This window comes from Pseudomonas sp. NFACC41-3 (genome assembly GCF_900109505.1).
GTDB lineage: Bacteria > Pseudomonadota > Gammaproteobacteria > Pseudomonadales > Pseudomonadaceae > Aquipseudomonas > Aquipseudomonas chlororaphis.
The window spans coordinates 184,704-210,813 of the sequence record NZ_FOAE01000005.1; the positions used below are offsets into that span (position 1 = coordinate 184,704).

General features: G+C 64.5%; 22 protein-coding genes, 1 pseudogene and 2 riboswitches. Of the genes and pseudogenes, 9 read left to right on the forward strand and 14 right to left on the reverse strand.

All coding sequences use genetic code 11. From position 1 onward, the window contains the following. Window positions 1-231: 231 nt before the first annotated feature. From BMY68_RS22420 to BMY68_RS22450, 7 genes and pseudogenes are all read right to left on the reverse strand, one after another. Window positions 232-954: an Imm52 family immunity protein gene (locus BMY68_RS22420; RefSeq protein WP_085534302.1), complete on the reverse strand. Its 723-nt coding sequence runs from the start codon at window positions 952-954 to the stop codon at window positions 232-234. 17 nt (window positions 955-971) lie between these two features. Beyond that, a complete protein-coding gene (locus tag BMY68_RS30295; RefSeq protein WP_085534428.1) occupies window positions 972-1,421 on the reverse strand; it encodes a Tox-REase-5 domain-containing protein in 450 nt (149 codons plus the stop codon). Between the two features lie 386 nt (window positions 1,422-1,807). After that, the gene (locus BMY68_RS22430) at window positions 1,808-2,191 is read right to left on the reverse strand and encodes a hypothetical protein (protein WP_085534300.1); all 384 of its coding nucleotides are present in this window, start codon (window positions 2,189-2,191) and stop codon (window positions 1,808-1,810) included. Continuing rightward, window positions 2,184-2,753, reverse strand: a complete 570-nt coding sequence (locus tag BMY68_RS22435; RefSeq protein WP_009044449.1) for a DUF4123 domain-containing protein — start codon at window positions 2,751-2,753, stop codon at window positions 2,184-2,186. Before BMY68_RS22435 ends, BMY68_RS22430 begins: the two co-directional genes overlap by 8 nt. Before the next feature lie 2 nt (window positions 2,754-2,755). Further along, window positions 2,756-3,148, reverse strand: coding sequence for a PAAR domain-containing protein (locus tag BMY68_RS22440; protein WP_085534297.1), 393 nt, complete (start codon window positions 3,146-3,148; stop codon window positions 2,756-2,758). Window positions 3,149-3,166: 18 nt separating this feature from the next. Continuing rightward, entirely contained in the window at window positions 3,167-3,820 is a 654-nt protein-coding gene (locus BMY68_RS22445) for a hypothetical protein (RefSeq protein WP_139214901.1), read from the reverse strand. A gap of 205 nt (window positions 3,821-4,025) precedes the next feature. Beyond that, window positions 4,026-4,891, reverse strand: a pseudogene (locus tag BMY68_RS22450) (LysR family transcriptional regulator). A gap of 103 nt (window positions 4,892-4,994) precedes the next feature. On the opposite strand from BMY68_RS22450, the gene BMY68_RS22455 reads away from it, so the two are divergent. From BMY68_RS22455 to BMY68_RS22465, 3 genes are all read left to right on the forward strand, one after another. Further along, window positions 4,995-5,492: a GlcG/HbpS family heme-binding protein gene (locus tag BMY68_RS22455; RefSeq protein WP_085534293.1), complete on the forward strand. Its 498-nt coding sequence runs from the start codon at window positions 4,995-4,997 to the stop codon at window positions 5,490-5,492. After that, the gene (locus BMY68_RS22460) at window positions 5,489-7,027 is read left to right on the forward strand and encodes an MFS transporter (protein ID WP_085534291.1); all 1,539 of its coding nucleotides are present in this window, start codon (window positions 5,489-5,491) and stop codon (window positions 7,025-7,027) included. Before BMY68_RS22455 ends, BMY68_RS22460 begins: the two co-directional genes overlap by 4 nt. Before the next feature lie 394 nt (window positions 7,028-7,421). Next, on the forward strand, window positions 7,422-7,745 hold the full coding sequence (locus BMY68_RS22465) for a hypothetical protein (protein ID WP_085534289.1): 324 nt from the start codon (window positions 7,422-7,424) through the stop codon (window positions 7,743-7,745). A gap of 56 nt (window positions 7,746-7,801) precedes the next feature. Here BMY68_RS22465 and BMY68_RS22470 read toward each other — a convergent pair whose 3' ends face one another. The 4 genes from BMY68_RS22470 to cobW form a co-directional block, all read right to left on the reverse strand. Beyond that, a complete protein-coding gene (locus BMY68_RS22470) occupies window positions 7,802-8,404 on the reverse strand; it encodes a vWA domain-containing protein (protein ID WP_175534864.1) in 603 nt (200 codons plus the stop codon). Between the two features lie 53 nt (window positions 8,405-8,457). Then, window positions 8,458-9,465, reverse strand: a complete 1,008-nt coding sequence (locus tag BMY68_RS22475) for a magnesium chelatase ATPase subunit I (RefSeq protein WP_085534288.1) — start codon at window positions 9,463-9,465, stop codon at window positions 8,458-8,460. Between the two features lie 177 nt (window positions 9,466-9,642). Next, on the reverse strand, window positions 9,643-13,416 hold the full coding sequence (cobN, locus tag BMY68_RS22480) for a cobaltochelatase subunit CobN (RefSeq protein WP_085534286.1): 3,774 nt from the start codon (window positions 13,414-13,416) through the stop codon (window positions 9,643-9,645). 3 nt (window positions 13,417-13,419) lie between these two features. Next, entirely contained in the window at window positions 13,420-14,487 is a 1,068-nt protein-coding gene (gene cobW / locus BMY68_RS22485) for a cobalamin biosynthesis protein CobW (protein WP_085534284.1), read from the reverse strand. Window positions 14,488-14,582: 95 nt separating this feature from the next. Beyond that, window positions 14,583-14,782: riboswitch (cobalamin riboswitch) on the reverse strand. Between the two features lie 105 nt (window positions 14,783-14,887). Continuing rightward, a riboswitch (cobalamin riboswitch) is annotated at window positions 14,888-15,110 on the forward strand. Window positions 15,111-15,207: 97 nt separating this feature from the next. On the opposite strand from cobW, the gene BMY68_RS22490 reads away from it, so the two are divergent. The 4 genes from BMY68_RS22490 (at window position 15,208) to cobM (ending at window position 17,353) form a co-directional block, all read left to right on the forward strand. Next, entirely contained in the window at window positions 15,208-15,396 is a 189-nt protein-coding gene (locus tag BMY68_RS22490) for a CbtB domain-containing protein (protein WP_085534282.1), read from the forward strand. A gap of 11 nt (window positions 15,397-15,407) precedes the next feature. Then, window positions 15,408-16,115, forward strand: coding sequence for a CbtA family protein (locus tag BMY68_RS22495; protein WP_085534280.1), 708 nt, complete (start codon window positions 15,408-15,410; stop codon window positions 16,113-16,115). Beyond that, on the forward strand, window positions 16,112-16,525 hold the full coding sequence (locus BMY68_RS22500) for a cobalamin biosynthesis protein (RefSeq protein ID WP_085534278.1): 414 nt from the start codon (window positions 16,112-16,114) through the stop codon (window positions 16,523-16,525). Before BMY68_RS22495 ends, BMY68_RS22500 begins: the two co-directional genes overlap by 4 nt. Window positions 16,526-16,606: 81 nt before the next feature. Then, a complete protein-coding gene (gene cobM / locus BMY68_RS22505) occupies window positions 16,607-17,353 on the forward strand; it encodes a precorrin-4 C(11)-methyltransferase (protein WP_085534276.1) in 747 nt (248 codons plus the stop codon). A gap of 154 nt (window positions 17,354-17,507) precedes the next feature. On the opposite strand, the gene nfuA is transcribed toward cobM, so the two are convergent. Together nfuA and BMY68_RS22515 are read right to left on the reverse strand one after the other, a co-directional pair. After that, window positions 17,508-18,092, reverse strand: coding sequence for a Fe-S biogenesis protein NfuA (gene nfuA, locus BMY68_RS22510; RefSeq protein ID WP_007921862.1), 585 nt, complete (start codon window positions 18,090-18,092; stop codon window positions 17,508-17,510). 203 nt (window positions 18,093-18,295) lie between these two features. After that, window positions 18,296-20,587, reverse strand: a complete 2,292-nt coding sequence (locus tag BMY68_RS22515) for a fatty acid cis/trans isomerase (RefSeq protein WP_085534274.1) — start codon at window positions 20,585-20,587, stop codon at window positions 18,296-18,298. A 156-nt stretch (window positions 20,588-20,743) separates the two neighbouring features. Here BMY68_RS22515 and metH point away from each other — a divergent pair, with 156 nt between their 5' ends. Together metH and BMY68_RS22525 are read left to right on the forward strand one after the other, a co-directional pair. Next, window positions 20,744-24,454, forward strand: a complete 3,711-nt coding sequence (gene metH, locus BMY68_RS22520; RefSeq protein WP_085534272.1) for a methionine synthase — start codon at window positions 20,744-20,746, stop codon at window positions 24,452-24,454. A gap of 173 nt (window positions 24,455-24,627) precedes the next feature. Beyond that, entirely contained in the window at window positions 24,628-24,846 is a 219-nt protein-coding gene (locus tag BMY68_RS22525; protein ID WP_009044467.1) for a DUF2970 domain-containing protein, read from the forward strand. A gap of 7 nt (window positions 24,847-24,853) precedes the next feature. Here the strand turns inward: BMY68_RS22525 and BMY68_RS22530 are convergent, their stop codons facing one another. Then, window positions 24,854-25,951 (reverse strand): ABC transporter substrate-binding protein, encoded by a 1,098-nt coding sequence (locus BMY68_RS22530; protein ID WP_085534270.1) that lies wholly within the window; start codon window positions 25,949-25,951, stop codon window positions 24,854-24,856. Window positions 25,952-26,110: the final 159 nt, after the last annotated feature.

Consider the following 26,110-nt stretch of genomic DNA (forward strand, 5'->3'; position numbering starts at 1 on the left):
GGCGTCGCAAGGCGGATCGAGCGAGGAAAGGCTGAGGTGTCCAGGAATAAGGACGACTGGGGGGCTCCGAGAGGGTGTTCATGCAAGTCCTGTGAAGAAAAACGGACTTGAATCCTACAACCTCAAGGGGAATTTCCCATGGGGGAAATCATTTCAAGATCTTATCGGGGTGTCTGGCCACGGCTATCGCAGGCAAGCTCGCCCCAGCAAAAGCGAGCCTGCCCGTGCGACTCAATAGCGTCCGGGCAACAGCCCGAGTTCCACCAGCTTGATATCGGTGTCACCCACCACCTGCACATGCTGGACGTTCTTCTCGTCCATGATGCCGGGGCAGGCAACGACGATGGTGCCCTTCGATTGAGTGGGACGCAGCTCGGCGACCTCCGGAAAATCGGCCGCCGACAGAGGGTGCGGGCAATAACCGATCCAGCCGATGGTCTGCCGGTCCTGGAACACCCGCTGCTTGCGAAAGTACTCGTTGGGAGCGGCCACGCCCCAATAGATCTCCGGCCAGAGATCGACCGCTGCGTTCATCAACTCGACAATGCCCTGTCGAGGATCCGGCAGGCAACGGACCAGTGTCCCCGCTTCGGAAAACTCGATGCCCGCGGGCAACGAACCGCCGCTTCGGGCGTGATAGGTGATCGAAAGCCCGCCCTTCAGCGGATCAGGTATCCCGTTCCACAACACAAAACTCATGTCATTGACGTCGAAGTCCGAGTCTTTCCAGGAGGCTATTTCCCGCCGCAAGCTGCTCGGGTCGAGGAGCACATTGTGCGTCAGGCCGTCATCCTTGCCTTCGGCGCACAAGAACCAGTTCTTGAGAATGGGGTCGATCTCGCCTATCGCCTTGAGAAAGGCCAGGCTCCTGTCGATTTGTTGCTGCTCGGTAACCTGGGCAATCTTCTGCTTATCAAAGCTCAGCTTGAAATTGAAACGCTTGAATGTGTCCATGAGTACTCCATACGGTCTCAGGCGATTATGTCCGGATGCTGCTTTTTGTATTCTTCCAGCGCCTTTTGCTCCTCGCGACGCACTTCCTCGTATTCCTCATGATCTTTGGTTCCAGGCATCGGATTCCAATAGGCCGTCAGGTTGGTGAGCCCGCCCTCCTCGTACCTCTCGGAGCAATACTCGTAAACCTCCCGCTGAAGAAAATGCCACTCCAGCCTCACCGGCGGGCTGGGCTTGGCCTTGCCTGCCTGGGTGAACGCCTTCACGATCAGATCCTTCTCCAGGCTCTTGGCAAACTTCGGATGCTTGAAACCGAATATGAGCATGAACTTGTAGTTGGCCTTGGCCTCTTGCAGGGTACAGCGGCTTTTCACAAAACCGTCCCAGTCAGTAGCACTCCACAGCCACTCCCAGGGAAACGGGAAGTTGGTCACCCAGTTTTGGTACCTGCTCGACAGGTCACTCATGCTGTGTCCCTTCCCGTTGACCGGAACGTACATATGCCCGTCTTCGGGCGGGCACTTCACGCAGTCTTTCTTCTGGGTCTTGCACTCTCTCTCCGCCTCCCTGGTCCGGTCCCGGGTGCTTGCCGGCGCATCCGCCTTGGGCAGCGCCTCGGGTTTGGTCCCGGGTAGCGGCAGAGGCTGCGGCACCGGTCTTGGGTTCGGTAGCGGCCGGGGGACGACTTCCGGGGGCGGAACCGGCAACGGTCGTGGCGGCGGCATCGGCAATCGAGGCGGCGCGGGAATGGGTATATCGAAAGGCAGCCTCGGTCCACTGCGAGGTAATGGCAAACGCACCCCACTGCTTATGGGAGGTGCCAGTTGCGCTACGGCTCCACTGATGAAACTGGTCATTCAGGCATCCCTGTCTTGAGTGCTGCACGCCAGGCGCGTTGCCCCTGGACGAAATCCATGACGCTTTCGTAATCGCGAAAACGCTGCTCCGGGGTGTCGTTTACCGGCCTTTTCATCCATCGGATAAACCCGGGTGTTTCTTCGAAACCAGGAAACTGCAGGCCAAAGCGCATGAAGCTTTCAACCGTATCGGGCTCTTCGATTTGCAGCGCCCAGGCTTTTTCCCGGTAGTCCTTGAGGTACTGGATCGTCTGCCACTGGCCCTTCTGCTCGAGCCATTGAGGATTGTGCTGACGTATCTCGAGCATGATCTTCTCGATCACCTCATTTTGCCGAACCTGCTCCAGCGCTTTCAGCTGGTCTGCCGTCAACTCAAGCATGGCGAGCCTCCTGCCCGACCCGGTAATACGTCTGGTACGCCAGGACCAATGGCTGCCAGATCTGCCAGCGATCGAGCGGCAACATCAGGGCCATTCGCTGTTCGCTGTCCAGGACAGCCTCCAGGCTGCGGCGGACGATCGGGTTGTAATAACGAAACAACGCCATCCGGCCGTCCGGCAGACGGCTGAACAAATGGGATTTGAGATGGTTGCTCAGCGCCTCAAAGGAGCGCTCGCTCCACAGCCATGAAACCAGCGGCGACTTCTGGTCGCGCTCGATCAGCCAGTCGAGCAGTTGCGAGGCCTCGTCGCTATTTGTCATGAACTCCACCAGCGCTGGTCCCCCACGGCTGATTTCGTCCAGCTCGGTAGCGGCCAGCAACCACTCGACGCGGATCGCCGCCCCGGCCGCGTCCAGGCGGTTCTCCAGGGTCATGTACCGGGCGCCATCCACCAGCACATAGAGCCGGGTTTCAGGGTGCTGCTCCAGACAGTGACGAATATGGGTACGAAATTGCAGAACATTCGGATCAGTCCGGCGTCCATTGCCAGGAACACTCATGATCAGTTCCCCAGGTTTTGCAGCGGGACAAAGGCTTCATTGCGCTGCGCCGCCGCCAACAGGCACGGCAGGCAAAGCCCGGGAATCTTGATCAGGGGAGCGACAGCCGCGGCACTGACCTGCTGCCCGATGATCACGCTTCCCGACCCGCTCACCACCACATTCCCGTGATTACCGGTCGTGCCCAGGGTCGCGACCGGCAAGCCATTGATCAGCACATTGGCAACCACCCCACTGACCAGGGCACTGCCGCAGGCCGTGGTGTCGGTCATCCGCGCCGCGCTGAGCCCATCGAACAATACGTCGGGCGATCCCGAGACAATCGGGTTACTGGCGTGCCCGGGCAACGGGCAAGCGGTCATATCCGTGACACGTGCCGCAGGTTTTCCACTCATTGCAATCTCCTTTATCCGTTAGGTATTGCGTGTTGTCCCTAGGCCATCGATCTGGAAGAGACCAAAGCGCCAACAGGCATCCTCCACATCGAATAATGCGAGCTGGCTGGCCGTCGAGCCGGGGGCCTTGAACGGGGGTGACATCTGCAGTGCTTCGGTAACAGTGCGCTCCATGGCCGCTGGCGCCCAATCGTCCAGTTCGTTGAGCTGCCGGTTGTAGTCCGGTGCGCCAACACTTTTATAGGCACTTAGCAGGTACTCGGGTAATTCCGTGTCCGACCATTGCAGGTAATAACCCTGATAATCCAGGACCGGCCGGGTCCAGGCCGTCAGCCCGACCGGAATCACTTCCTGTTGATCGATACTGAGGAGGCAGTCGTCCTGGGCGGCGAAACCCAGGCAGATATTGAGTTTCAACCAGCCATTAGCCTGATTGAGGAGCTGGGAAGGATCGAACGATCGAAGTGGCACCACACGATAGTTGCGCAGATGGGAAGCGCGCAGGTAGATCTCCGCGTCCAGCCGGGAAATGAACACCCGGACGGTGGGTGCATCGAGGTCGCCGACGCAACTTATCTGCACCGGATCCAGGGCAGGCTGGTCGTGAATACCGGTGACCGTGACCAAGCCATAAAGACGAATTGAGGATCTCAGTCCTTGAAATCGAACCATCCCGCTCCCTCCCGAGCAGCGCGATCTGTCAGGCGCTTGTCAGTCGTTCCATTGAGCCCGCCACTCTAGCAACCATGAATTGCGCAAGAAGTTGCGCAGTTGCGCTCGAAGCCTTGTGCCTACAGGCTCCGAAGAATTTTTTACAAAACATTTCAGCCGCTGCTGGCCGGCTTAGAGCAAAACTACCTCAGCGGCCGCATCGCCCCTACCCCCGCAATGTGCCTCTGACCTGCTCGATATAACGCGCCACCGCCGGGGCCTTTTCGAAGCGGCGGTGGATCAGCGACAGCCAGGACGCAGCCGTGCTGCCCTGGATCGGCCGGTACAACACATTGGGCAGCCCCACGTGCCCGACCACCGATTCCGGCACAACGGCCACCCCCTGCCCCAGGGAGACCAGGGCCAGCACCGCCACCAGGCCGCCGGGCTGCGCCCCCAGTTTCGGCGCGTAACCGCCCTCGGCGGCGACCTGCAAGGTGCCGCTGATCTGTTCCGGAAGCACGAAGGTCTCGTTATGCAGATGGGCCGGGGCGATCTCCGGCAAGCGTCCCAGCCAGGACTCGGCGGGCAGCGCCAGGACAAAACCTTCGCCATCCAGGCGGACCGCCTCCACCCCTTCGGGCAGGGTCATGGGCGAGCGGATGTAACCGATGTCGAACCGCCCCTCGGCCACCAGTCCGGGCAACGCCGCCATCGGGCTTTCGCGCACGCTCAGGCTGACGTCCGGGCAAAGCGCTGCACCTGTTTTTGCAGAAGCCCCGAATACACCGCCGAGGCCACGTATCCCAGCTCGATATGGCCGATTTCGCCGCGCCCGGCGCGTTGGGCGTTACGCTGCGCGAACTCGAACTGGCGCACCGTGGCCTCGGCCTCGCGCACCAGGGCCGCGCCGGCCTCGGTCAGGCTGACCTCGCGCTGCTGGCGCACAAACAAGCGGGTGCCCAGGGCCTGTTCCATGTCCTGGATCTGCCGGCTCAGGGTTGGCGGCGCGATGCCCAGTTGCTCGGCGGCGCGGGTGAAATTGCGTTGTCGGGCCACCGCCAGGAAATAGCGGAAATGACGGATTTCCATAAATTCGTTAGCTCAAAGGTAATGAAGTGCTCCAGCTCGCCTAACAGAACGGGCGAAAGCCCGGGATAAGCTGGCCAGACCTTCACAGTAGAGAGCCCACGCCATGCACGTCAAACCACTGTTTCTGGCCATGATCACTTGCTGCAGCGTGCCCACGACTTTCGCCGCCGAGAAAGACGCCGACGTTGCCCAGAAGGCAATCCTCAATTTCGCCACCGCCCAACAACTGCTCAAGGCCGCCCAGGACACCGCCTCGGCCAAGGGCTGGCCCTGCGCCGTGGCGATCGTCGACGACGGCGGCTGGCCGATCCTCAGCGCGCGCATGGACGGCGCGCCGGTGGTGGCCGGTATCGAACTGGCCCAGGGCAAGGCGCGGACCTCGGCATTGTTCAAGCGCCCTTCCGGCGACCTGGAAAACGCCATCAACGGCGGGCGCCAGGCGGCCATCACCTCGGGCCTGCTGATGATGAAAGGCGCGCAGCCGATCCGCGTCGACGGCCAGGTGATCGGCGCCATCGGCATCAGCGCCGACACCCCGGCCCATGACGATGAAATCGCCCAGGCCGCCCTCGCCGCGCTGGGTCAACGGGTGCAGCCATGAGGCCGGCCAGCCCGCGCCTGACCCTGCTCACCGCTTCCGGGGTGTGCTCGCTGATCGTGCTCGACACCAACATTGTCGCGGTGACCCTGCCGAGCATCGCCCGCGACCTGGGGGCCAACTTCGCCGATATCGAATGGGTGGTCAGCGCCTACATGCTGGCCTTCGCCGCGCTGCTACTGCCGGCCGGCAGCCTGGCCGACCGCTTCGGGCGCAAGCGCACCCTGCTCTGCGGCCTCGGGCTGTTCATCCTCGCCTCCCTCGGCTGTGGCGCCGCGCCCAACGTGCTGTTGCTCGACATCGCCCGGGCGATCAAGGGGGTCGGCGCGGCGTTGCTGCTGACCTCGGCCCTGGCCACCATCGGCCACACCTTCCATGACGAGGTCGAACGGGCCAAGGCCTGGGCGTTCTGGGGGGCTTGCATGGGCGTGGCGATGACCGCCGCGCCCACCGTCGGCGGACTGATCACCGAGTTCATTGGCTGGCGCTGGATCTTCTACCTCAACCTGCCGGTGGGCGGGCTGCTGGTGCTGATGGTGTTGCGTGCGATACCCGAGTCCCGCGACACCCAGGCCGCCCGCCTCGATCCCTGGGGCAGCCTGGCCTTCAGCGCCAGCCTGCTGTGCCTGATCTGGGGCCTGATCGAAGCCAATCGCATCGGCTGGAGCCACCCGCTGACCTACGCCCGACTATTGGGCGGCGTGGCGTTGCTCGGGCTGTTCGTGCTGATCGAGCGGGTGCAGCGCCGGCCCATGGTCGACCTGCAGCTGTTCCGCCATCCGCGCTTCATCGGTGCCCTGCTGGGGATGTTCGCCTACGCCGGCTGCGCCCAGGTGATGATGACCCTGCTGCCCTTCTACCTGCAGAACGGTCTGGGCTTCTCGGCGATCGCCTCGGGGCTGGGCATGCTGCCATTTGCCCTGACCATGCTGATCTGCCCGCGCATCGGCGTGCGCCTGGCGACGCATTATGCCCCGGCGACCTTGATGGCCGCCGGCCTGACCCTGGTCGGTTGCGGCAACCTGCTCGCCGCCTGGGCCGTGCAGGCTGGCGGCTACCTGAGCTTTGCCCTGGCCATCGCGGTGACGGGTGCTGGCGCCGGCCTGCTCAACGGCGACACGCAGAAAAACATCATGGCCTGCGTACCCCGCGACCGCGCCGGCATGGCCTCGGGCCTGAGCACCACCATGCGCTTCAGCGCCATCATGCTGGCCATTGGCGTGTTCGGCGCCCTGCTCGGCAGCCATACCCAGCAACGCCTGCACGCCAGCCTGGGCGCAAACGCCGCGCAATGGCTCGACCAGGACCAGGCCATCGCCTCCCGGGTGGTGGCCGGCGACATGCCCGCAGCCCTGGCATTGCTGCCCGACTCCGCGAAAGAACTGGTCGAACCACTGGCCCGCCAGGCCTTTATCGACGGTTTCGGCATGGTGCTCTGGGTGGCCGGCCTGCTGGCGCTGCTGGCGGCAGTGACGGTAGGCACGCTGATGCGCAATCCCATCCCGCAGCCACGGCCTTTGACGCTGAGCGTGGAGTGAAATCAGGCGAGGGTCCGCCCTACGGCCATTGAAATCGTTCGGTGGCCATGACCAAGGCCCATAACCATCGTCCGCCTGCAGATGCATCGCCTGAGTCGCGGGCGGGCGCCCAAACCTCAAGTACGCCCCTGGCTGGCGCTGCTGCTCGACCAGTTGAACAGCGCCAGTACCGACAGGAAATGGCCAGGTAATAGCCGATGCAAGAGCGCAAGCAAGGGGATCCTCTTGCCCGCACTCAAGGGAAAGGACGGGGCGCCCGAGCAAACGCATCCGTCCGTCGGCTGGTAATGCTCAATTCGCGCAGCGGATCGCAAAAAACATCCAGGGCACCCAGCAAAAAAATACGCCGCTGCTAGGATTTCCGGCGGACCTCACCCTAATAAAGGAGCAACACATGAGAGTCGTCCCCCTTGCCTTGGCTTGCGCCCTCACCCTCGGACTCGCCGGTTGCAATTCGATCGCCGGCAAGACCAATACCCTGAGCGATGAACAGATCAAATCCCAGACCAGCGGCGCCCTGGGTTATGCCCCCTCGGACGTCAGCATCATCAGCCGTCGCACCGAAGGCACCAACACCTATGTGGCCTTGAAAACCAACGACAACAAGGAGTTCAACTGCATCATCAACGGCGGCAACCTGCTCACCCTGGGCATGACCAACCCGCCTTCCTGCGCCAGGAAAGGCGAAGCCATCCGTTCCGCTCCTTTCGGCGGCTAAAACGCTGATCCGGGGGCAGTCGTCGGCCGGCTCACGGCCGGACTGCCCTCACCCCATCACACCCCATCGATATGCCGGTACTGCGCATCCAGCTGCTGCGCCAGCTCGCGAGCGCGGCCGAGGCGGATCGGCCCGCGTTCGATATCGATCAACAGGGTCGGGCAACCCAGGTGCTCCAAGGGCGGCAAGGTCTTGAGCCGGCCATCGGTGAGCAGCAGTACCCGCTGCTGCTCGGCCGGGTAACGCTTCTGCCGCGAAACCAGCCACCGCCCTGCCTCGGCCAAGGCCGCCAGCAACGGCGTGCCACCGCCCGCGCCCAGCCCGTCGAGCCAGTCGCGCAAATCCTTCGAGGCCTTCAGTCCCTGCACCTGCCAGTTCGGCGCGCGGCCGCTGGCGGTCAGCAAGGCCAGGCGTGCGCGCTGCCGGTAAGCATCGTCGAACAGCTGGGCCAGCAGGCCCTTGGCATCGCTCAGTGCCTGATGGCGGCGGGTCGAGGCCGACGCATCGACGATCACCAGCCACAGCTCATGGGGCGAACGGCTGCGCAGGTGCCACAGCAGATCGTCACACTGGCGGGGTCGACCGTTGAGCAAGGTGCCCGGCCAGTTGATCGAACCATGGACGGCCGCGCGCGCGCGGCCTTGCCTGCCCTTGTCCAACCGCCCGGCGCGGGACTTGGCATTCGCCCCCGCGTCGGACCGGGGGCGAATGCCTAGGGCTTTTTTGGCCAGCTCGGCACTTCACGCCGGGCGCCGGTGGCCAGCGCCTGGGCCGGCAATTCACCCCATTGGCCCTGGCCTTCGGCGGGGCTGGATTGGGCCGGGGATGGCGCGGAAGACGGCTGCGGCTGATGCGCCGCGCTCGGCGGGTGGTCGCGACGGCGATGGCGCAGAGCGAATTCGGCCACGGCGTCTATGTCCTGCTCCTCGATAGCCCGGGCACCACGCCAGGCCGCATGAGCGCGGGCGGCACGCAGCCAGACCAGGTCCGCGCGCAGGCCATCGACGCCGGCGGCGAAACAGCGTTCGGTGATCCGCTCCAGCGCTCGATCGTCCAGGGCGATCTCCGCCAGCAACAGCCGCGCCTGCTGGCAGCGCTGGCGCAGCGCCGCCTGCTCGGCGGCCCACTGCTGGCAGAAACCCTGGGGATCGCTGTCGAAATCCAGCCGCCGACGAATGATCTGTCCCCGCTCAGTGGGCGGCGTCTGCCCGCTCAGGGCGACGTTGAGGCCAAAGCGGTCCAGCAGTTGCGGACGCAGCTCGCCCTCCTCCGGGTTCATGGTGCCGATCAGCACGAACCTGGCCGAGTGCCGGTGGGAAATACCGTCGCGCTCGATCAGGTTGGTGCCGCTGGCGGCCACGTCCAGCAGCAGGTCCACCAGATGGTCCGGCAGCAGGTTCACCTCGTCGACGTAGAGCACCCCGCCATCGGCCTTGGCCAACACCCCCGGGGAAAACTGCGCCCGGCCTTCGCCCAGCGCCGCGTCCAGGTCCAGGGTGCCGACCAGGCGCTCTTCGGTCGCGCCCAGGGGCAAGGTGACGAACTGCCCGCTGGCCAGCAGGTCCGCCAGGCCGCGGGCCAGGGTCGACTTGGCCATGCCCCGCGGGCCTTCGATCAACACCCCGCCGATTTTCGGGTCGATGGCCGTCAGGCACAGCGCCAGTTTCAGGTCATCGGCGCCGACCACGGCGGACAGCGGGAAATGTGGGGTATCGCTCATGTCGGTTCTCGGTAAAGGGGTGCACGAACATCAATCGATGTAGCCGCTGCCGCAGGCTGCAATTGACGACGCAGTCGGCATAAAACAGACGACGCTTTGGCATCTGACCGGCCGCGTCGCCTGCCCCAGCGGGCCCTGCGGGCCCGATCGCAGCCCGCGGCAGCGGCTACAGGAGCATCAGCCATCTTCTTCAATATCCAGCAGCAGGTTTTCCAGGGCCTCGCGGTACTCGCCGGGCGCCTGCCACATCCCGCGCTGCTGGGCCTCGAGCAGGCGCTCGGTCATGTCGCGCAACGCATGGGGGTTGTGCTGGCGGATGAATTCGCGGGTCGCCGGGTCCAGCAGATAGGCATCGGCCAGCAGGGCGTACTGGTGATCGTCGATCAGTTCGGTGGTGGCGTCGAAGGCGAACAGATTATCCACGGTGGCGGCCATTTCAAAGGCGCCCTTGTAGCCGTGGCGTTTCACCCCTGCGATCCACTTCGGGTTGGCCGCGCGGGAGCGGATCACCCGGTTCAGCTCCTCCTTGAGGCTGCGGATTTTCGGCAGCTCCGGCTGGCTATGGTCGCCATGGTAGCTGGCGGCCGTGTTGCCGCTGAGGCTTTCCACCGCCGCGAGCATGCCGCCCTGGAACTGGTAGTAGTCGTTGGAATCCAGCAGGTCGTGCTCGCGGTTGTCCTGGTTCTGCAGCACCGCCTGCACCTGGCTCAGGCGCTGGGCGAACTGGCCACGGGCCGCGGTGCCTTCGTCGGCGCCGCCATAGGCGTAGCCGCCCCAGTTCAGATAGACCTCGGCCAGGTCCTCGCGGCTCTGCCACAGGCGAGCGTCGATAGCGCCCTGCACGCCCGCGCCATAGGCCCCGGGCTTGGCGCCGAAGATCCGCCAGCCGGCCTGGCGCCGCGCGGCCTCGGCATCCAGGCCGGACTGCTCCAGCGCTTGGCGCTCGGCGCGGACCTTGGCCGCCAGCGGGTTGAGGTCGTCCGGCTCGTCCAGCGCGGCCACCGCCTGCACCGCGGCGTCGAACAGGCGGATCAGGTTGGCGAAGGCATCGCGGAAGAACCCGGACACCCGCAAAGTCACGTCTACCCGTGGGCGGTCCAGCAGGCTCAGCGGCAGGATCTCGAAGTCGTCGACCCGCTGGCTACCGGTGGCCCACACCGGGCGCACGCCCATCAACGCCATGGCCTGGGCGATATCGTCGCCGCCGGTGCGCATGGTCGCGGTGCCCCACACCGACAGGCCGAGCTGACGCAGGTGGTCGCCATGGTCCTGCAGGTGCCGTTCGAGGATCAGGTTGGCCGACTGGAAACCGATGCGCCAGGCGGTGGTGGTCGGCAGGTTGCGCACATCCACCGAGTAGAAATTGCGCCCGGTGGGCAGCACGTCCAGGCGCCCGCGACTCGGTGCGCCGCTGGGCCCGGCCGGCACGAAACGCCCGTCCAGGGCAGCCAGCAAGCCGCCCATCTCCGCCGGACCGCAGGCATCCAGGCGCGGCGCCACTACTTCGCGCAGGCTGTCGATGATCGCCTTGACCTCGCTCCAGCCGGACTCGCTCAGTTGCTCGACCTCACCGGCCAAGGCCGCTTCTATCAAGCGCCCGGCAAACAGCTCCAGGCGTTCGCGGGCATCGCCGGCGGTGCGCCACAGTTGCTCACTGAGATCCTGCAAGGCCTGTGGCCGGCGCCCGCTCCAGGGCTCGGCCAGGGCGCAATCCAGCGGATCGAAACCCAGCTCGAAAGCCTTGGCAAGAGCCCGCAACAGGCTCGACTGCCCGCCCCGGCCATCGCCACGGGGAATGCGCAGCAAGGCCAGCAAGGTGTCGATACGCAGACGGCCCACGGGCGATTCGCCGAACACATGCAGGCCATCGCGGATCTGCGACTCCTTCAGGTCGCACAGGTAGGTGTCCAGGCGCGGCAGCCAGAGCGCCGCGTCGGCCTCGCCGTCGAGCTGCCCGTCCAGTTGCAGTTCACGGTCGATCCGGGTCACCCGCACCAGCTTGAGAATGTCTTTCTGCAACTCGCGGGCGCGGCGCGGATCGAGCAACTGGGCTTCGTAGTACTCGTCGGCCAGCAGTTCCAGGTCGCGCAGCGGGCCGTAGGTTTCGGCGCGGGTCAGCGGCGGCATCAGGTGGTCGATGATCACCGCCTGGGTCCGGCGCTTGGCCTGGGCGCCCTCGCCCGGGTCATTGACGATGAATGGATAGATATTCGGCAGCGGCCCCAGCAGCACGTCCGGCCAGCAGCTTTCGGACAGGCCGACGCCCTTGCCCGGCAGCCACTCCAGGTTGCCGTGCTTGCCGACGTGGATCAGCCCGTGGGCGCCGTAGGTCTGGCGCAGCCAGAAGTAGAACGCCAGGTACCCGTGGGGCGGCACCAGGTCCGGGTCGTGATAGACCGCGCTCGGATCGACCTGATAACCGCGTGCCGGCTGGATGCCGACAAAGGTCAGGCCAAAACGCAGGCCGGCGATCATCAGCCGCCCGCCGCGGAACATCGGGTCGTTTTCCGGCCCGCCCCAACGTTCCGTCACCGCCAGGCGATTGGCTTCAGGCAGCGCGTCGAACATGGCCTGGTACTCCTCCAGCGCCAGGCTTTGCTGGCACGGGCGCAGGTCGAGGCTGTCCAGGTCGTTGCTGACCCCGCCGAGCAGTTGCTGGATCAGCGCCGTCCCGCTGTCCGGCAACTCGGCCGGCAACGGATAACCCTCGGCGTGCAGGGCGCGCAGGATATTCAACGCCGCCGCCGGCGTATCCAGGCCCACGCCATTACCGATACGACCGTCGCGGGTCGGGTAGTTGGCGAGGATCAGGGCGATGCGTTTTTCAGCATTCGGCAGCCGGGCCAGATCGACCCAGCGCCGTGCCAGTTCGGCGACAAAATCCATGCGCTCGGGGGCCGGGCGGTAGCAGACCACGTCCGACTGGCTGCGCTCGCTGCGCCAGGCCAGGTCCTTGAAGCTGATGGGCCGGCTGATGATGCGCCCGTCCAGTTCCGGCAAGGCGATGTGCATCGCCAGGTCCCGCGGCCCCAGGCCCTGCTCGCTGGCGCGCCAGCCGGGTTCGTTGTCCTGGGCGCAGATGGCCTGGATCACCGGGATATCGCGGCGGAACGGTCGCAGGTGCGGCGCCTCCGGGCTGGATTGGGCAAAACCGGTGGTGTTGAGAATCACCCCTGCCTGCACTTCATCCAGCAGGTCCTCGACCACCGCCAGGCAACCGGGCTCTTTCAGGCTGGCCAGGGCAATCGGCAGCGGGTTCAGGCCCGCCGCTAACAAGCGCCGGCAGAACTCATCGATAAAGGCAGTGTTGGCCGCCTGCAAATGCGAGCGGTAGAACAGCAGCGCCGCCACCGGTTGGCCGGCCCGCCAGTCGGCTTGCCAATCGCTGAGGGCGGCGCTGCTTTTGTGCGGGTGGTAGATCGCCGTGCGCGGCAGGGTCTGCGGCTCGGACCAAGGGTAATCGCGCCCCAGCCAGCCGCTGGCCAGGCAGCGGTACAGGTTCAGCGCATTGCCCATGCCGCCCTGGCGCAGAAAGTGCCAGAGGCGCTCGCGGTCGCCGGCAGGCACCGTGCTCAGGTCGCTCAGTTCCGGGTCCGGACGATCGTCGCCCGGCACCAGGATCAGCTGCACGCCGCGTTGCGCCAGCTGCACCAGTTGCTCGATGCCATAACGCCAATAGGCGATGCCACCGTGCAGGGAAAGCAGGATCACCTTGGCGTGGCGCAGCACCTGGTCGACATACAGGTCGACCGAGGCATGGTTCTGCACCTGCATCGGGTTGGCCAGGCGAAAGCTCGGGTAGTCCTCTGGCAGTTGCTGCGCCGCTTCGGCCAGCAGCGCCAGGCTGGAGTCGCCGCTGCACAGGATCACCAGCTCGGCGGGGGTCTGTCCAAGGTCGGCAATGTTGTCATCCGACACGAAACCGCCGGGCTGGGTCCTGAGCAGGTGCATGGCTTACACGCTGAGCGCGGCGCGCAATTGCGCTTCGAGCAGCACAGCGTCCAGCGCCTGGCCGATCAGCACCAGGCGCGTGGTACGGGCTTCGTCGGCACCCCACTGGCGGTCGAAGTGCTTGTCGAAACGCGTGCCCACGCCCTGGATCAACAGGCGCATCGGCTTGTTGGGGATCGCCGCGAAACCCTTGACCCGCAGGATGCCGTGCTGCACCACCAGTTGGGTCAGGGCGTCCAGCAGCAGGCTTTCGTCGGCCTGGGGCAGCTCGATGGAGATGGAATCGAAGGCGTCGTGGTCATGATCATTATGATCGTCGCCATCGTGGTGATGATCGTGATGGCTGTGGCGGCCGTCGATGTGTTCTTCCGAGCCGTTGCCCAGGCCCAGCAGCACGTCCAGCGGCAGGCGACCGCTGCTGGCTTCGATGACTTTCACCGCCGGCGGCAGCTCCTCGGCCACTTCCAGGCGCACCTTGGCCAGGTCTGCCGGGCTGATCAGGTCGGCCTTGTTGAGGATCACCAGGTCGGCGCTGGACAACTGGTCGGCGAACAGCTCATGCAGCGGCGACTCGTGGTCCAGGTTCGGGTCGAGCTTGCGTTGGGCGTCGACCTGGTCCGGGAAGGCGGCGAAGGTGCCGGCGGCCACGGCCGGGCTGTCGACCACGGTGATCACCGCGTCGACAGTGCAGGCGCTGCGGATTTCCGGCCACTGGAACGCCTGGACCAAAGGTTTTGGCAGGGCCAGGCCGGAGGTTTCGATCAGGATATGGTCGAGGTCGCCGCGACGGGCCACCAGCTCGCGCATCACCGGGAAAAACTCTTCCTGCACGGTGCAGCACAGGCAGCCGTTGGCCAGCTCGTAGACGCGGCCGCTGGCTTCTTCCTCGGTGCAACCGATGGAACACTGTTTGAGGATCTCGCCGTCGATGCCCAGCTCGCCGAACTCGTTGACGATCACCGCGATGCGTCGGCCCTGGGCGTTGTCCAGCATGTGCCGCAGCAAGGTGGTTTTGCCCGAGCCGAGGAAGCCGGTAACGATGGTGACGGGAAGTTTGGCCAGTGTTTTCATCGGATGCCCTTTGGCAAGGTGGCGGGCATACGGGACGAGAACCGCGCAGGCAGCTGCACGGAAAGGTTCGCCACCGGATCACCCCGCCCGGTTGTAGTGAGAATCAGGTCCGAGGCAGGTCTCCTGGCTGACGGCGTGCCGGTCGTTCGACTGGCCAACGATGCGCCTTCCCGCCGCCTGGCAGTGGCCTTGCATCGTTCATCACCGTTTACAGTTGCGGGGGCAGCCGCGGCTTGGACCGCGTTCCCTTCTTAGCTTCGGCAGACGCCGAAGAACCTCGAGAGCGCAAGGCTACGCAGAGCTTGGGGGGCGGTCAATGTTCATGCAGCACGAGGACAGGCCAATTGCGATCGAAAACGAGAACCCTTGCCAATTGACGCCCCTCCCTCGCCCATGCTCTCCTACACACCTTGTTACGGGTGCCCTTCACAGGGTGAAACGGGAAACCGGTGCGTCACAGGCCAAAAGCCTTGATCAGTCCGGTGCTGCCCCCGCAACGGTAAGCGAGCGAAGAATCAGATCCACTGTGCCAGCAGTCCGGCATGGGAAGGCGATTCTTGCAGGCGTGGCGCAAGCCCCGCCCCTCGCGAGCCCGGAGACCGGCCCGCTACACAGTCATAACAAACCCGCGGTGGGCGGGCGCTGTTAATTCCCCGCGGGCCCGTCTCGCGGGGTTTTGCTGCGCTCGATTCACCCGCTGACACACCAGAGGGAAGCGCCATGTCGATCATCAGCAGCACCAGCCATTCCAGCAGCAGTACCGCCACTCTGAGCCAACGCCTGGTCGTCGCCATCGGCGCCTCGATCCTCGGCGCGTGCCTTGTGTATTTCGCCGGTTTCTCCCATATCGAAGCGGTGCACAACGCCGCCCACGATACCCGTCACAGCGCCGCCTTCCCTTGCCACTGAGACCTGCCGAGATGATCAAGCGTATCGCGCAAACCGCGGGTTTCACCGGGTTGCTGGCGGCCCTGCTGCTGACCCTGCTGCAAAGCTTCTGGGTCGCGCCGCTGATCCTGGAGGCGGAAACCTACGAGAAGGCCCCGGCCGCCCAGCATGAAGCAGTGCATGAGCATGCCGCCGGCAGCGCCGCCCATAGTCATGACGCCGAAGCCTGGGAGCCGCAAGACGGCTGGCAGCGCGTGCTGTCCACCACCGGCGGCAACCTGGTGGTCGCCGTGGGTTTCGCCCTGATGCTCGCCGGTCTCTACACCCTGCGCGCGCCGAACCGTACGTCCCAGGGCCTGCTCTGGGGCCTGGCCGGTTATGCGACTTTCTGCCTGGCGCCGACCCTCGGCCTGCCGCCCGAACTGCCGGGCACCGCCGCCGCGGACCTGGCGCAACGGCAGATCTGGTGGGTCGGCACCGCCGCTTCCACCGCGGTCGGCATTGCCCTGATCGTCTTCGCCCGGAACTGGCTGCTGAAAGTGCTGGGCGTGGCTATCCTCGCCGTGCCGCATCTCATCGGCGCGCCACAGCCGCAAGTGCATTCGATGCTCGCCCCGGAGGAGCTGGAGGCGCAGTTCAAGATCGCTTCGCAGCTGACCAACGCCGCGTTCTGGCTGGCCCTGGGCCTGATCAGCGCCTGGCTGTTCCGCCGCAAGAGCGACGATCAATACTCGGCATGACGCACGCCAGCACAGCGCCGACCCTGGTGGTCGGCCTGGGCTGCCAGCGGGGCTGCCCGGTGGAGACCTTGCGCGCCCTGCTCGACCAGACCCTGAGTGCCCATCGCATCAACCTCGGGCAGATCAAGGCCCTGGCCAGCATCGACCTGAAACGCGAGGAACCCGGCCTGCTGGCCCTGGCCGCGCAACTGGACCTGCCCCTGACCTGTTTCAGCAGTAACCAGCTGACGCCTTATGTGCTGCAACTCAGCCATCGTTCGCAGATCGCCTACGAGCACACCGGCTGCTACGGGGTCGCCGAAAGTGCCGCCCTGGCCCTGGCCGAACAGCTGGCCCGAAGCCCGGCAAAGCTGCTGGTCCCTCGGCAGAAATACGCCCAGGCAACCCTCGCCTTGGCCTGCTCCGGGTAAATCTTCGATAATCCCCGCCGCTGATCATGAGCAATCTTCATCTGTGAGGTTGCCTCGCCCCTTTTTTCACAGGAGAACGCCATGACCGTCTTTTTTATCGGCGCAGGTCCCGGCGACCCGGAACTGATCACCGTCAAGGGCCAGCGGCTGATCCACAGCTGCCCGGTCATCATCTATGCCGGTTCCCTGGTGCCCGAAGCCGTGCTCCAGGGCCATCGCGCCGAACAGCTGGTCAACAGCGCCGAGCTGCACCTGGAACAGATCATCGAGCTGATCAAGGACGCCCATGGCAAAGGCCAGGACGTGGCCCGGGTACATTCCGGCGACCCCAGCCTGTACGGCGCCATCGGCGAGCAGATCCGCTGCCTGCGCGAGCTGGGCATTCCCTTCGAGATCATCCCCGGCGTGACCGCCACCGCGGCCTGCGCGGCCTTGCTGGGGGCCGAACTGACCCTGCCGGACGTCGCCCAGAGCGTGATCCTGACCCGTTATGCCGACAAGACCTCGATGCCCGCCGGCGAGGCATTCGCCAGCCTGGCCGCCCACGGCACCACCATGGCGATTCACCTGGGGGTCAACCATCTGGAAAAGATTGTCGCCGAGCTGCTGCCCCACTACGGCGCCGACTGCCCGATTGCCGTGGTGCACCGGGCGACCTGGCCGGACCAGGACTGGGTGCTGGGCACCCTGGCGGACATTGCCGAAAAGGTCCAGGCCAAGGGTTTTCGGCGCACGGCGCTGATCCTGGTGGGCCGGGTGCTGGCCACGGACAGTTTCAGCGAGTCGTCGTTGTATCGCGCGGGGCATGCGCACCTGTATCGGCCTTGAGGGTGTATCGCGAGCAAGCTCGCTCCTACAGTTGATCGTGCCCCCCTGTGGGAGCGAGCTTGCTCGCGATCCAGGCGCCGCAAGACACCTGGAATAATGGGCATAAAAAAACGGCGCTCACGGGGCGCCGTTTTTCATGTTCGCAGCGAACGCCTTAGTAGTAGGCGTTTTCTTTCTGCGTGTGGTCGGTGACGTCACGTACCCCCTTGAGCTCGGGAATGCGCTCGAGCAGGGTGCGCTCGATGCCTTCCTTCAAGGTCACGTCGGCCTGGCCGCAGCCTTGGCAACCACCACCGAACTGCAGCACGGCGATGCCGTCCTCGACCACATCGATCAGGCTGACCTGGCCGCCATGGCTGGCCAGCCCCGGGTTGATCTCGGTCTGCAGGTAGTAGTTGATGCGCTCGTTGACCGGGCTGTCGGCGTTGACCATCGGCACCTTGGCGTTGGGTGCCTTGATGGTCAGCTGGCCGCCCATGCGGTCGGTGGCGTAGTCGACCACCGCGTCATCGAGGAAACCTTCGCTGAAGGCGTCGATGTAGGCGGTGAAGCTCTTCAGCCCCAGGGCTTTGTCTTCGGGTTTCTCTTCACCCGGCTTGCAATAGGCAATGCAGGTCTCGGCGTACTGAGTCCCTGGCTGGGTGATAAAGATGCGGATGCCAATGCCCGGGGTGTTCTGCTTGGAGAGCAGATCAGCCAGATAATCGTGGGCGGCGTCGGTAATGGTAATAGCGGTCATGGAAATTCCTCGCAGGCGTGGGCGCAGTTTACGCCAATCGGCGTGCCGGACAAAGTCCTAGTATTTTTGTCGGGATAGACCTTGGTCGATAGGCCCGCGCTGCGTGGTCAACGCAACGCCTGGGATTTTTTACAAGGCTTTTCCGGAATGGGCCGGGCCGCAACCTGAGGGCTGCGACCCGGGATTTCAAGGGCTTGGCGCCTTCAGAGGTTCTCGTAGCGGTTCATGTCCAGTACGCCCGCCTCTTTCGGATCGGTCTCGAGGATGTACTGGGTCTGGTCATGGAAGTACTGCCAGAACTGCGGATGGCTGCGACGGATCCCCCAGCGCTCGACGATTTTCTCGAAACGGTGGGCGTCCTTGGCGTTTTCCATCTCGGCCACGAACTCCGGCACCTGCCCGGCGGGAATGTTGAATATGAAGTTCGGGTAGCTGCTGAGCACGCCCGGATAGATGGTCAGGGTGTCCAGGCCGGGCTGGTAGCGCAGCGACTCGCCCAGCAGGAACGCCACGTTACTGTGGGCGCGGTTGCGCAGCATGCTGTAGAACACCCGCTTGCCGCTCGGCGCCTGGATGCGCAGCATGGTGGCTTCCGGCAACAGGTCGATGACCCGCATGCCGGCCGCTGGCCGCGAAACCAGGCCGCTGAGGGCCTGTTCGGCGCTCTGCAGCGCCGGGTCGATATTCGGCCGCGAGCAGTAGGCGCCATCACAGCGGTTGATCGGATCGGGCCGCGCATTGAGGTCGCCGTAACGGTTCAGCAACTGGTTGGCGAAGTCGCGTTTCGGGTCCTTTTCGTCCAGCACCAGGGCGCTGGCCTTGTCGTCGTCGATGGACTCGTAGTCCAGCCACATCTTGAACTTGCCGCTGTTCTGGTACCAATCGTCGAGAAACTCCTCGCGGGTGCCGGCAGGCATCAGGCGCAGGAAGTTCTGCTCGGCGCCGTTGCGGATCAGGTCGAAGTACAGCCGGGTCTGCGCCTGGTGCGAGACGTTGCCGAACACATCGAAGTTGACCGCCAACTGGTAATAGGTGCGCTCCAGCAGCGGGTAGTCGAACAGCCACATCGTCTGCGGCACCTCGCCGATCAGGCCCTTGGTCACCGAGGCGCTGTCGAAGTGACGGAAGATGCTCAGCAACGCATTGTCGTTGCCCGCCCACAGGGTCGACCAGCTGGGTGGCGGCGCATCGGCGTAGGAATCGCGACGCAGGATCTCGTATTCGTTGCGCTTGTCGCGGTAGGCCAGCCACAGGCTCAGCACGCTGCCAACGTCGTCGTTCTGCCCGGGCATGGCCAGCAGCGGCGTGGCCTGGCCGCGGTAGGCCGGGTCGGTGATATAGAGGTCGTGTTCCGGGGCCTGGAACAGCGCCCAGAAGTTGTCGCGGATCACGTCGGTGGCAATCTGCCCGCGACACACCGGACCGCGGATAAAGGTGCGCACGAAGTACTCGGCGTTATCCAGCATGAACTGGTAGCGGGCCTTGGCCGGAATCGCCTCGAAGGTCTCGAACGGGTTGGCGCGGCGGCCCGGGCCATAACCCGGCAGCGCGGTGACCTGGTAATCGCCGCTGTAGAACAGGGTCTTGACCCGCGCCATCTTCGCCGCGCTCAGCGGGTAGGTGATGTGGGTCTTGTGCACGATCACCCCCTGCACCGGCCACAGGCGGTAATACACCTGGGTGCCCGGGTCGTCGTTGGGCCGGCGGGTGTTGATCAGGTCGATCGGCTGGCCGCTCGGCGTGCGCGAACGCACCCACTGGAAGAAATGCCCCGGCTCGCCGCCCTCGAAGTAGATATGGGCGAGGAACCAGTGCTCGAACAGCCAGCGGGCCACCAGGCTTTCCCGGGCGCCCGGGGCATTGAGCAGGTTTTCCCATTGCAGCACCTGCATCGCTTCCCTGGCGCTCGGCGCCAGGCCCTGCTCGTCGATCGGCGCACCGGAGGCCAGCCAGCGTTGCAGGGTCTGGTATTGCTGATCGGTCAGGCCGGTCACCGCCAGCGGCATGCCTTCGCGCGGATGGGCCTTGGCATAACCGTCGAATTCGGCCGGTTGCGCGCACATGTTCTCGCGGTTCAGGCCCAGGACGATGTTGTCCGGCAGCTTGGCGTTGGGTTGCAACGGCGTCTTGTGGCCCAGCTCCAGCATGCGCGCCATCAGCGCCGCCTGGCTGCCCTGGGCGTCGAGCACCGAGTAGAAGCCCATGCCCTGCCAGGCGTGCTTGCCGGAAGCATCGTAGAACAAGCGGGTCGGTGTCTGCGCCTTGCTGCGTTCGCCGTCGTACACCGGGATCTTCGAGGCGCCGCGGGCCGCGCCCTCGCCGCTGCCGAGGTTGAGCTGGCAGGCCGAGTCGTAGCAGGCGTGGCAGGCCACGCACTTCTCGGTGAAGATCGGCTGGATATCGCGGGTGTAGGAGATCGCTGGCGCGGGACCCTCGGCACTGGCGAGCGAACTTAAAAGCAGCAACACACTGCCGATGACAACGCGGTAAGACATATCCCTGGTCCAATCCATAAGAAAATCCGGCGATTCTACCGGGCCAGCACGGCCACCAACATGAGCGATATTCATGCAAAAGCGCCGCATGCTCTAAAAGCGCACAGGTTTGCTATGATCCTCGCCCTTCGTAATGGCCCTTCCAGGTAGTCTTTCATGTCCGATCGCAGCACGCGCCTCCAAGCCCTTCAGCAAGCCCTCAAAGAGCGCATCCTGATTCTCGACGGCGGCATGGGCACCATGATCCAGAGCTACAAGCTCGAGGAGCAGGACTACCGTGGCAAACGCTTCGCCGACTGGCCGAGCGACGTCAAGGGCAACAACGACCTGCTGGTGCTGACCCGTCCGGACGTGATCGGCGGCATCGAGAAAGCCTACCTGGATGCCGGCGCCGACATCCTCGAGACCAACACCTTCAACGCCACGCAGATTTCCATGGCCGACTACGGCATGGAAGCGCTGGTCTACGAACTCAACGTCGAAGGCGCGCGCCTGGCCCGCCAGGTGGCCGACGCCAAGACCCTGGAGACCCCGGACAAGCCGCGCTTCGTCGCCGGCGTCCTGGGCCCGACCAGCCGCACCTGCTCGCTGTCGCCGGACGTCAACAACCCCGGTTATCGCAACGTCACCTTCGACGAACTGGTGGAGAACTACACCGAGGCCACCAAGGGCCTGATCGAGGGCGGCGCCGACCTGATCCTGATCGAGACCATCTTCGACACCCTCAACGCCAAGGCGGCGATCTTCGCCGTGCAGGGCGTGTTCGAAGAGCTGGGCCTCGAACTGCCGATCATGATTTCCGGCACCATCACCGACGCCTCGGGCCGCACCCTGTCCGGGCAGACCACCGAAGCCTTCTGGAACTCGGTGGCCCACGCCAGGCCGATCTCCGTCGGCCTCAACTGCGCCCTCGGCGCCAGCGAACTGCGCCCTTATCTGGAAGAGCTGTCGAACAAGGCCAGCACCCACGTCTCCGCGCACCCCAACGCCGGCCTGCCCAACGAATTCGGCGAGTACGACGAACTGCCGGCGCAAACCGCCAAGGTCATCGAAGAGTTCGCCCAGAGCGGTTTCCTGAACATCGTCGGCGGCTGCTGCGGCACCACCCCGGGGCACATCGAGGCCATCGCCAAGGCCGTCGCCGGCTATGCCCCGCGGCAGATCCCGGACATTCCCAAGGCCTGCCGCCTGTCGGGCCTGGAGCCGTTCACCATCGATCGCCAGTCGTTGTTCGTCAACGTCGGCGAACGCACCAACATCACCGGTTCCGCCAAGTTCGCCCGCCTGATCCGTGAAGAGAACTACACCGAAGCCCTGGAAGTCGCCCTGCAGCAGGTCGAAGCAGGCGCCCAGGTGATCGACATCAACATGGACGAAGGCATGCTGGACTCGAAGAAGGCCATGGTGACCTTCCTCAACCTGATCGCCGGCGAGCCGGATATCTCGCGCGTGCCGATCATGATCGACTCCTCCAAGTGGGAAGTGATCGAAGCCGGCCTCAAGTGCATCCAGGGCAAGGGCATCGTCAACTCCATCAGCATGAAGGAAGGCGTCGAGCAGTTCATTCATCACGCCAAGCTGTGCAAGCGCTACGGCGCCGCCGTGGTGGTGATGGCCTTCGACGAAGCCGGCCAGGCCGACACCGAGGCGCGCAAGAAGGAAATCTGCAAGCGCTCCTACGACATCCTGGTCAACGACGTCGGCTTCCCGCCGGAAGACATCATCTTCGACCCGAACATCTTCGCCGTGGCCACCGGTATCGAGGAACACAACAACTACGCGGTGGACTTCATCAACGCCTGCGCCTACATCCGCGACGAGCTGCCCTATGCGCTGAGTTCCGGCGGCGTGTCCAATGTGTCGTTCTCCTTCCGCGGCAACAACCCGGTGCGCGAGGCGATCCACTCGGTGTTCCTGCTGTATGCGATCCGCAACGGCCTGACCATGGGTATCGTCAACGCCGGCCAGTTGGAGATCTACGACCAGATCCCACAGGAGCTGCGCGACGCCGTGGAGGACGTGATCCTCAACCGCACACCGGAAGGCACCGACGCCCTCCTCGCCATCGCCGACAAGTACAAGGGCGACGGCAGCGTCAAGGAAGCCGAGACCGAAGAGTGGCGCAACTGGGACGTCAACAAGCGCCTGGAGCACGCCCTGGTCAAGGGCATCACCACCCACATTGTCGAGGACACCGAAGAGTCGCGGCTGTCCTTCGCCCGCCCGATCGAAGTGATCGAAGGCCCGCTGATGGCTGGCATGAACATCGTCGGCGACCTGTTCGGTGCCGGCAAAATGTTCCTGCCCCAGGTGGTCAAGTCCGCCCGGGTGATGAAGCAGGCCGTGGCCCACCTGATTCCCTTTATCGAGCTGGAAAAAGGCGACAAGCCGCAAGCCAAGGGCAAGATCCTCATGGCCACGGTGAAAGGCGACGTGCACGACATCGGCAAGAACATCGTCGGCGTGGTCCTGGGCTGTAACGGCTACGACATCGTCGACCTCGGCGTGATGGTGCCGGCGGAGAAGATCCTGCAGGTGGCCAAGGAACAGAAGTGCGACATCATCGGCCTGTCCGGCCTGATCACCCCGTCGCTCGACGAGATGGTCCACGTCGCCCGGGAAATGCAGCGCCAGGACTTCCACCTGCCGCTGATGATCGGTGGCGCCACCACTTCCAAGGCGCACACGGCGGTGAAGATCGAGCCCAAGTACAGCAATGACGCGGTGGTCTACGTCACCGACGCCTCACGCGCCGTGGGCGTGGCCACCCAGCTGCTGTCCAAGGAGCTCAAGGCCGGTTTCGTCCAGCGCACCCGCGAAGAGTACGTGGAAGTCCGCGAGCGCACCGCCAACCGCAGCGCCCGCACCGAGCGCCTGAGCTACCCGGCGGCCGTGGCCAAGAAGCCGCAGTTCGACTGGAGCAGCTACCAGCCGACCGTGCCGACCTTCACCGGCGCCAAGGTGCTGGACAATATCGACCTGCGGGTCCTGGCCGAATACATCGACTGGACGCCGTTCTTCATCTCCTGGGACCTGGCCGGCAAGTTCCCGCGCATCCTCGAGGACGAAGTGGTGGGTGAAGCCGCCACCGCGTTGTACAAGGACGCCCGGGAAATGCTCGACAAGCTGATCGATGAGAAGCTGATCAGCGCCCGCGCGGTGTTCGGCTTCTGGCCAGCCAACCAGGTGCAGGACGACGACCTGGAAGTCTATGGCGACGACGGCCAGCCCTTGGCCAGGCTGCACCACCTGCGCCAGCAGACCATCAAGACCGACGGTAAGCCGAACTTCTCCCTGGCCGATTTCGTCGCGCCCAAGGACAGCGGCGTGACCGACTACGTCGGTGGTTTCATCACTACCGCCGGCATCGGCGCCGAAGAAGTGGCCAAGGCCTATCAGGACAAGGGCGACGACTACAACTCGATCATGGTCAAGGCCTTGGCCGACCGCCTGGCCGAGGCTTGCGCCGAGTGGCTGCACCAGCAAGTGCGTAAAAACTACTGGGGCTATGCCAAGGACGAGCAACTGGATAACGAGGCGCTGATCAAGGAGCAGTACAGCGGTATCCGCCCTGCCCCGGGTTATCCGGCTTGCCCGGACCACACCGAGAAGAGCACCCTGTTCGCCCTGCTCGATCCCGAGGCATCCGAAGGCAAGGCCGGGCGCAGCGGCGTGTTCCTCACCGAACACTTCGCCATGTTCCCGGCGGCGGCGGTCAGCGGCTGGTACTTCGCCCATCCGCAGGCGCAGTACTTCGCCGTGGGCAAGATCGATAAGGACCAGGTCAGCAGCTACAGCGCGCGCAAAGGCCAGGACCTGGCCGTGACCGAGCGCTGGCTGGCGCCGAACCTGGGCTACGACAACTAAATTGTAGGAGCGAGCTTGCTCGCGATAGACGTCAACGATGACGCGGTGAATCTGAAGAATCGCGCTGTCTTGACGTTTTGATCGCGAGCAAGCTCGCTCCTACAGAGTGTGTGGGCGGGAGCTACGCGAATATTGTCTATGCTTTCCCCACACCCATTTGTGTCGAGGGATTTATGGACGACCCCACCAACGACAAGCCGCCGACCCTTTGGCAGATGCTGCAAAGCGTCGCCGCTGCGGCCTTTGGCGTGCAGAGCGGCAAGAACCGCAAGCGCGACTTCACCCACGGCAAGCCCAGCCATTTCATGATCCTGGGCATTCTGTTCACGGCGGTGTTCGCCTTGACCCTGTTCGGTATCGTCAAGCTGGTCGTGCACCTGGCGGGGCTTTGAACGCCTGTCAGTGCAGTAATAGATTCAGCGAGAAGGGATAAGGGTAGCCGGCCGGCTTGCCCTCGGCCGACAACCCGCGAAAGTCCACGCCGTATTGCTGTGTCCCCTGCAACTCCAGCAGACGCTGCGCCTGGACCTTGTCCAGGAGCCGGAACACGCCCAGTTGCCAGCTCGGGCCACCATGGGCCGCAGGGTTCAGCCCCCGGGCATCATCGTTGAGCACCACCATCGCCCAGCCCCCCAGGGTGAAGTGCCCGGCGATCAGCGCCGTCAGGCGTCCGTCGATCAATGCCTGCAAGGCCTGCGGCGAGCTGTTCAGGGCGCTGAACAGCACATCCTTGCCCGGTCGCCGCCCTTGCTGCTCCAGCGCCTCCATCGCCCCCAGGGCCATCTCGTCGTTGGCCGACCAGATCAACTGCGTCTGCGGATAGCGCTTGAGCAACTGCTGGGCCTGCTCAAAGGCGCGCTGGCGATTCCACTCGCCATACACCATCTGCCGCAAGCGCACCTCGGGGTGCTCCGCCAATGCCCGCTGCAAGCCTTGTTCGCGGGATTGCGCCACCGGGGTGTTCTTCACGCCCGAGAACGCCAGCAGGTCGATGTACTTCCCGGGAGCGAGCGGGCCATGACGGCGAATCAGCTCCTTGAGCATCAGGTAGCCGGCTTCTTCGTCGTTGCCGATCATGCTGCCGATCCAGTCGGGATAACGGCTCTGGCGCTCGTCCAGCAAGCGTTGCTGATTGGCGGTCAGCGCATTGTTGACGACGAACAGCTTCACCCCGCTGCCCTGGGACAGGCGCAGGATCTCCGGCGCGACATATTGCTCGTTGACCACCACCAGGTAATCCGGCCGGTCCGGGCCCTGCAGGGCTTCCCGGGCCTGGCGGATGGTGGTTTGCGAATCGCGCTGCGAATAACGCACGCGCAAATCCAGGCCGAGGTCGTTGGCCGCGGCCTGCATGAACTGTGAATAACCGACCCAGAAGGTTTCAGTGGAGTGGCCCGGGTTCAAAAACACCACCGAGGTGGCATGGGCCATGGCCCAGAACGCTGGACTCAGTACAAGCAGCACCAGCAGCAGACACTTACCAAACACCTTGAACATTGCGACCAGAGCCCCGGAATATTGCCCCGCAGTATAACTGGCAAAATACTGGCCAATGTCGGCAAATCGTCATTTCCCACAGACAATTCGGACTCTGCTCATCGCTTGACCGCAACTATTGATGACTGACCCAGAACACCGCCGTTCCCACGACCAGAA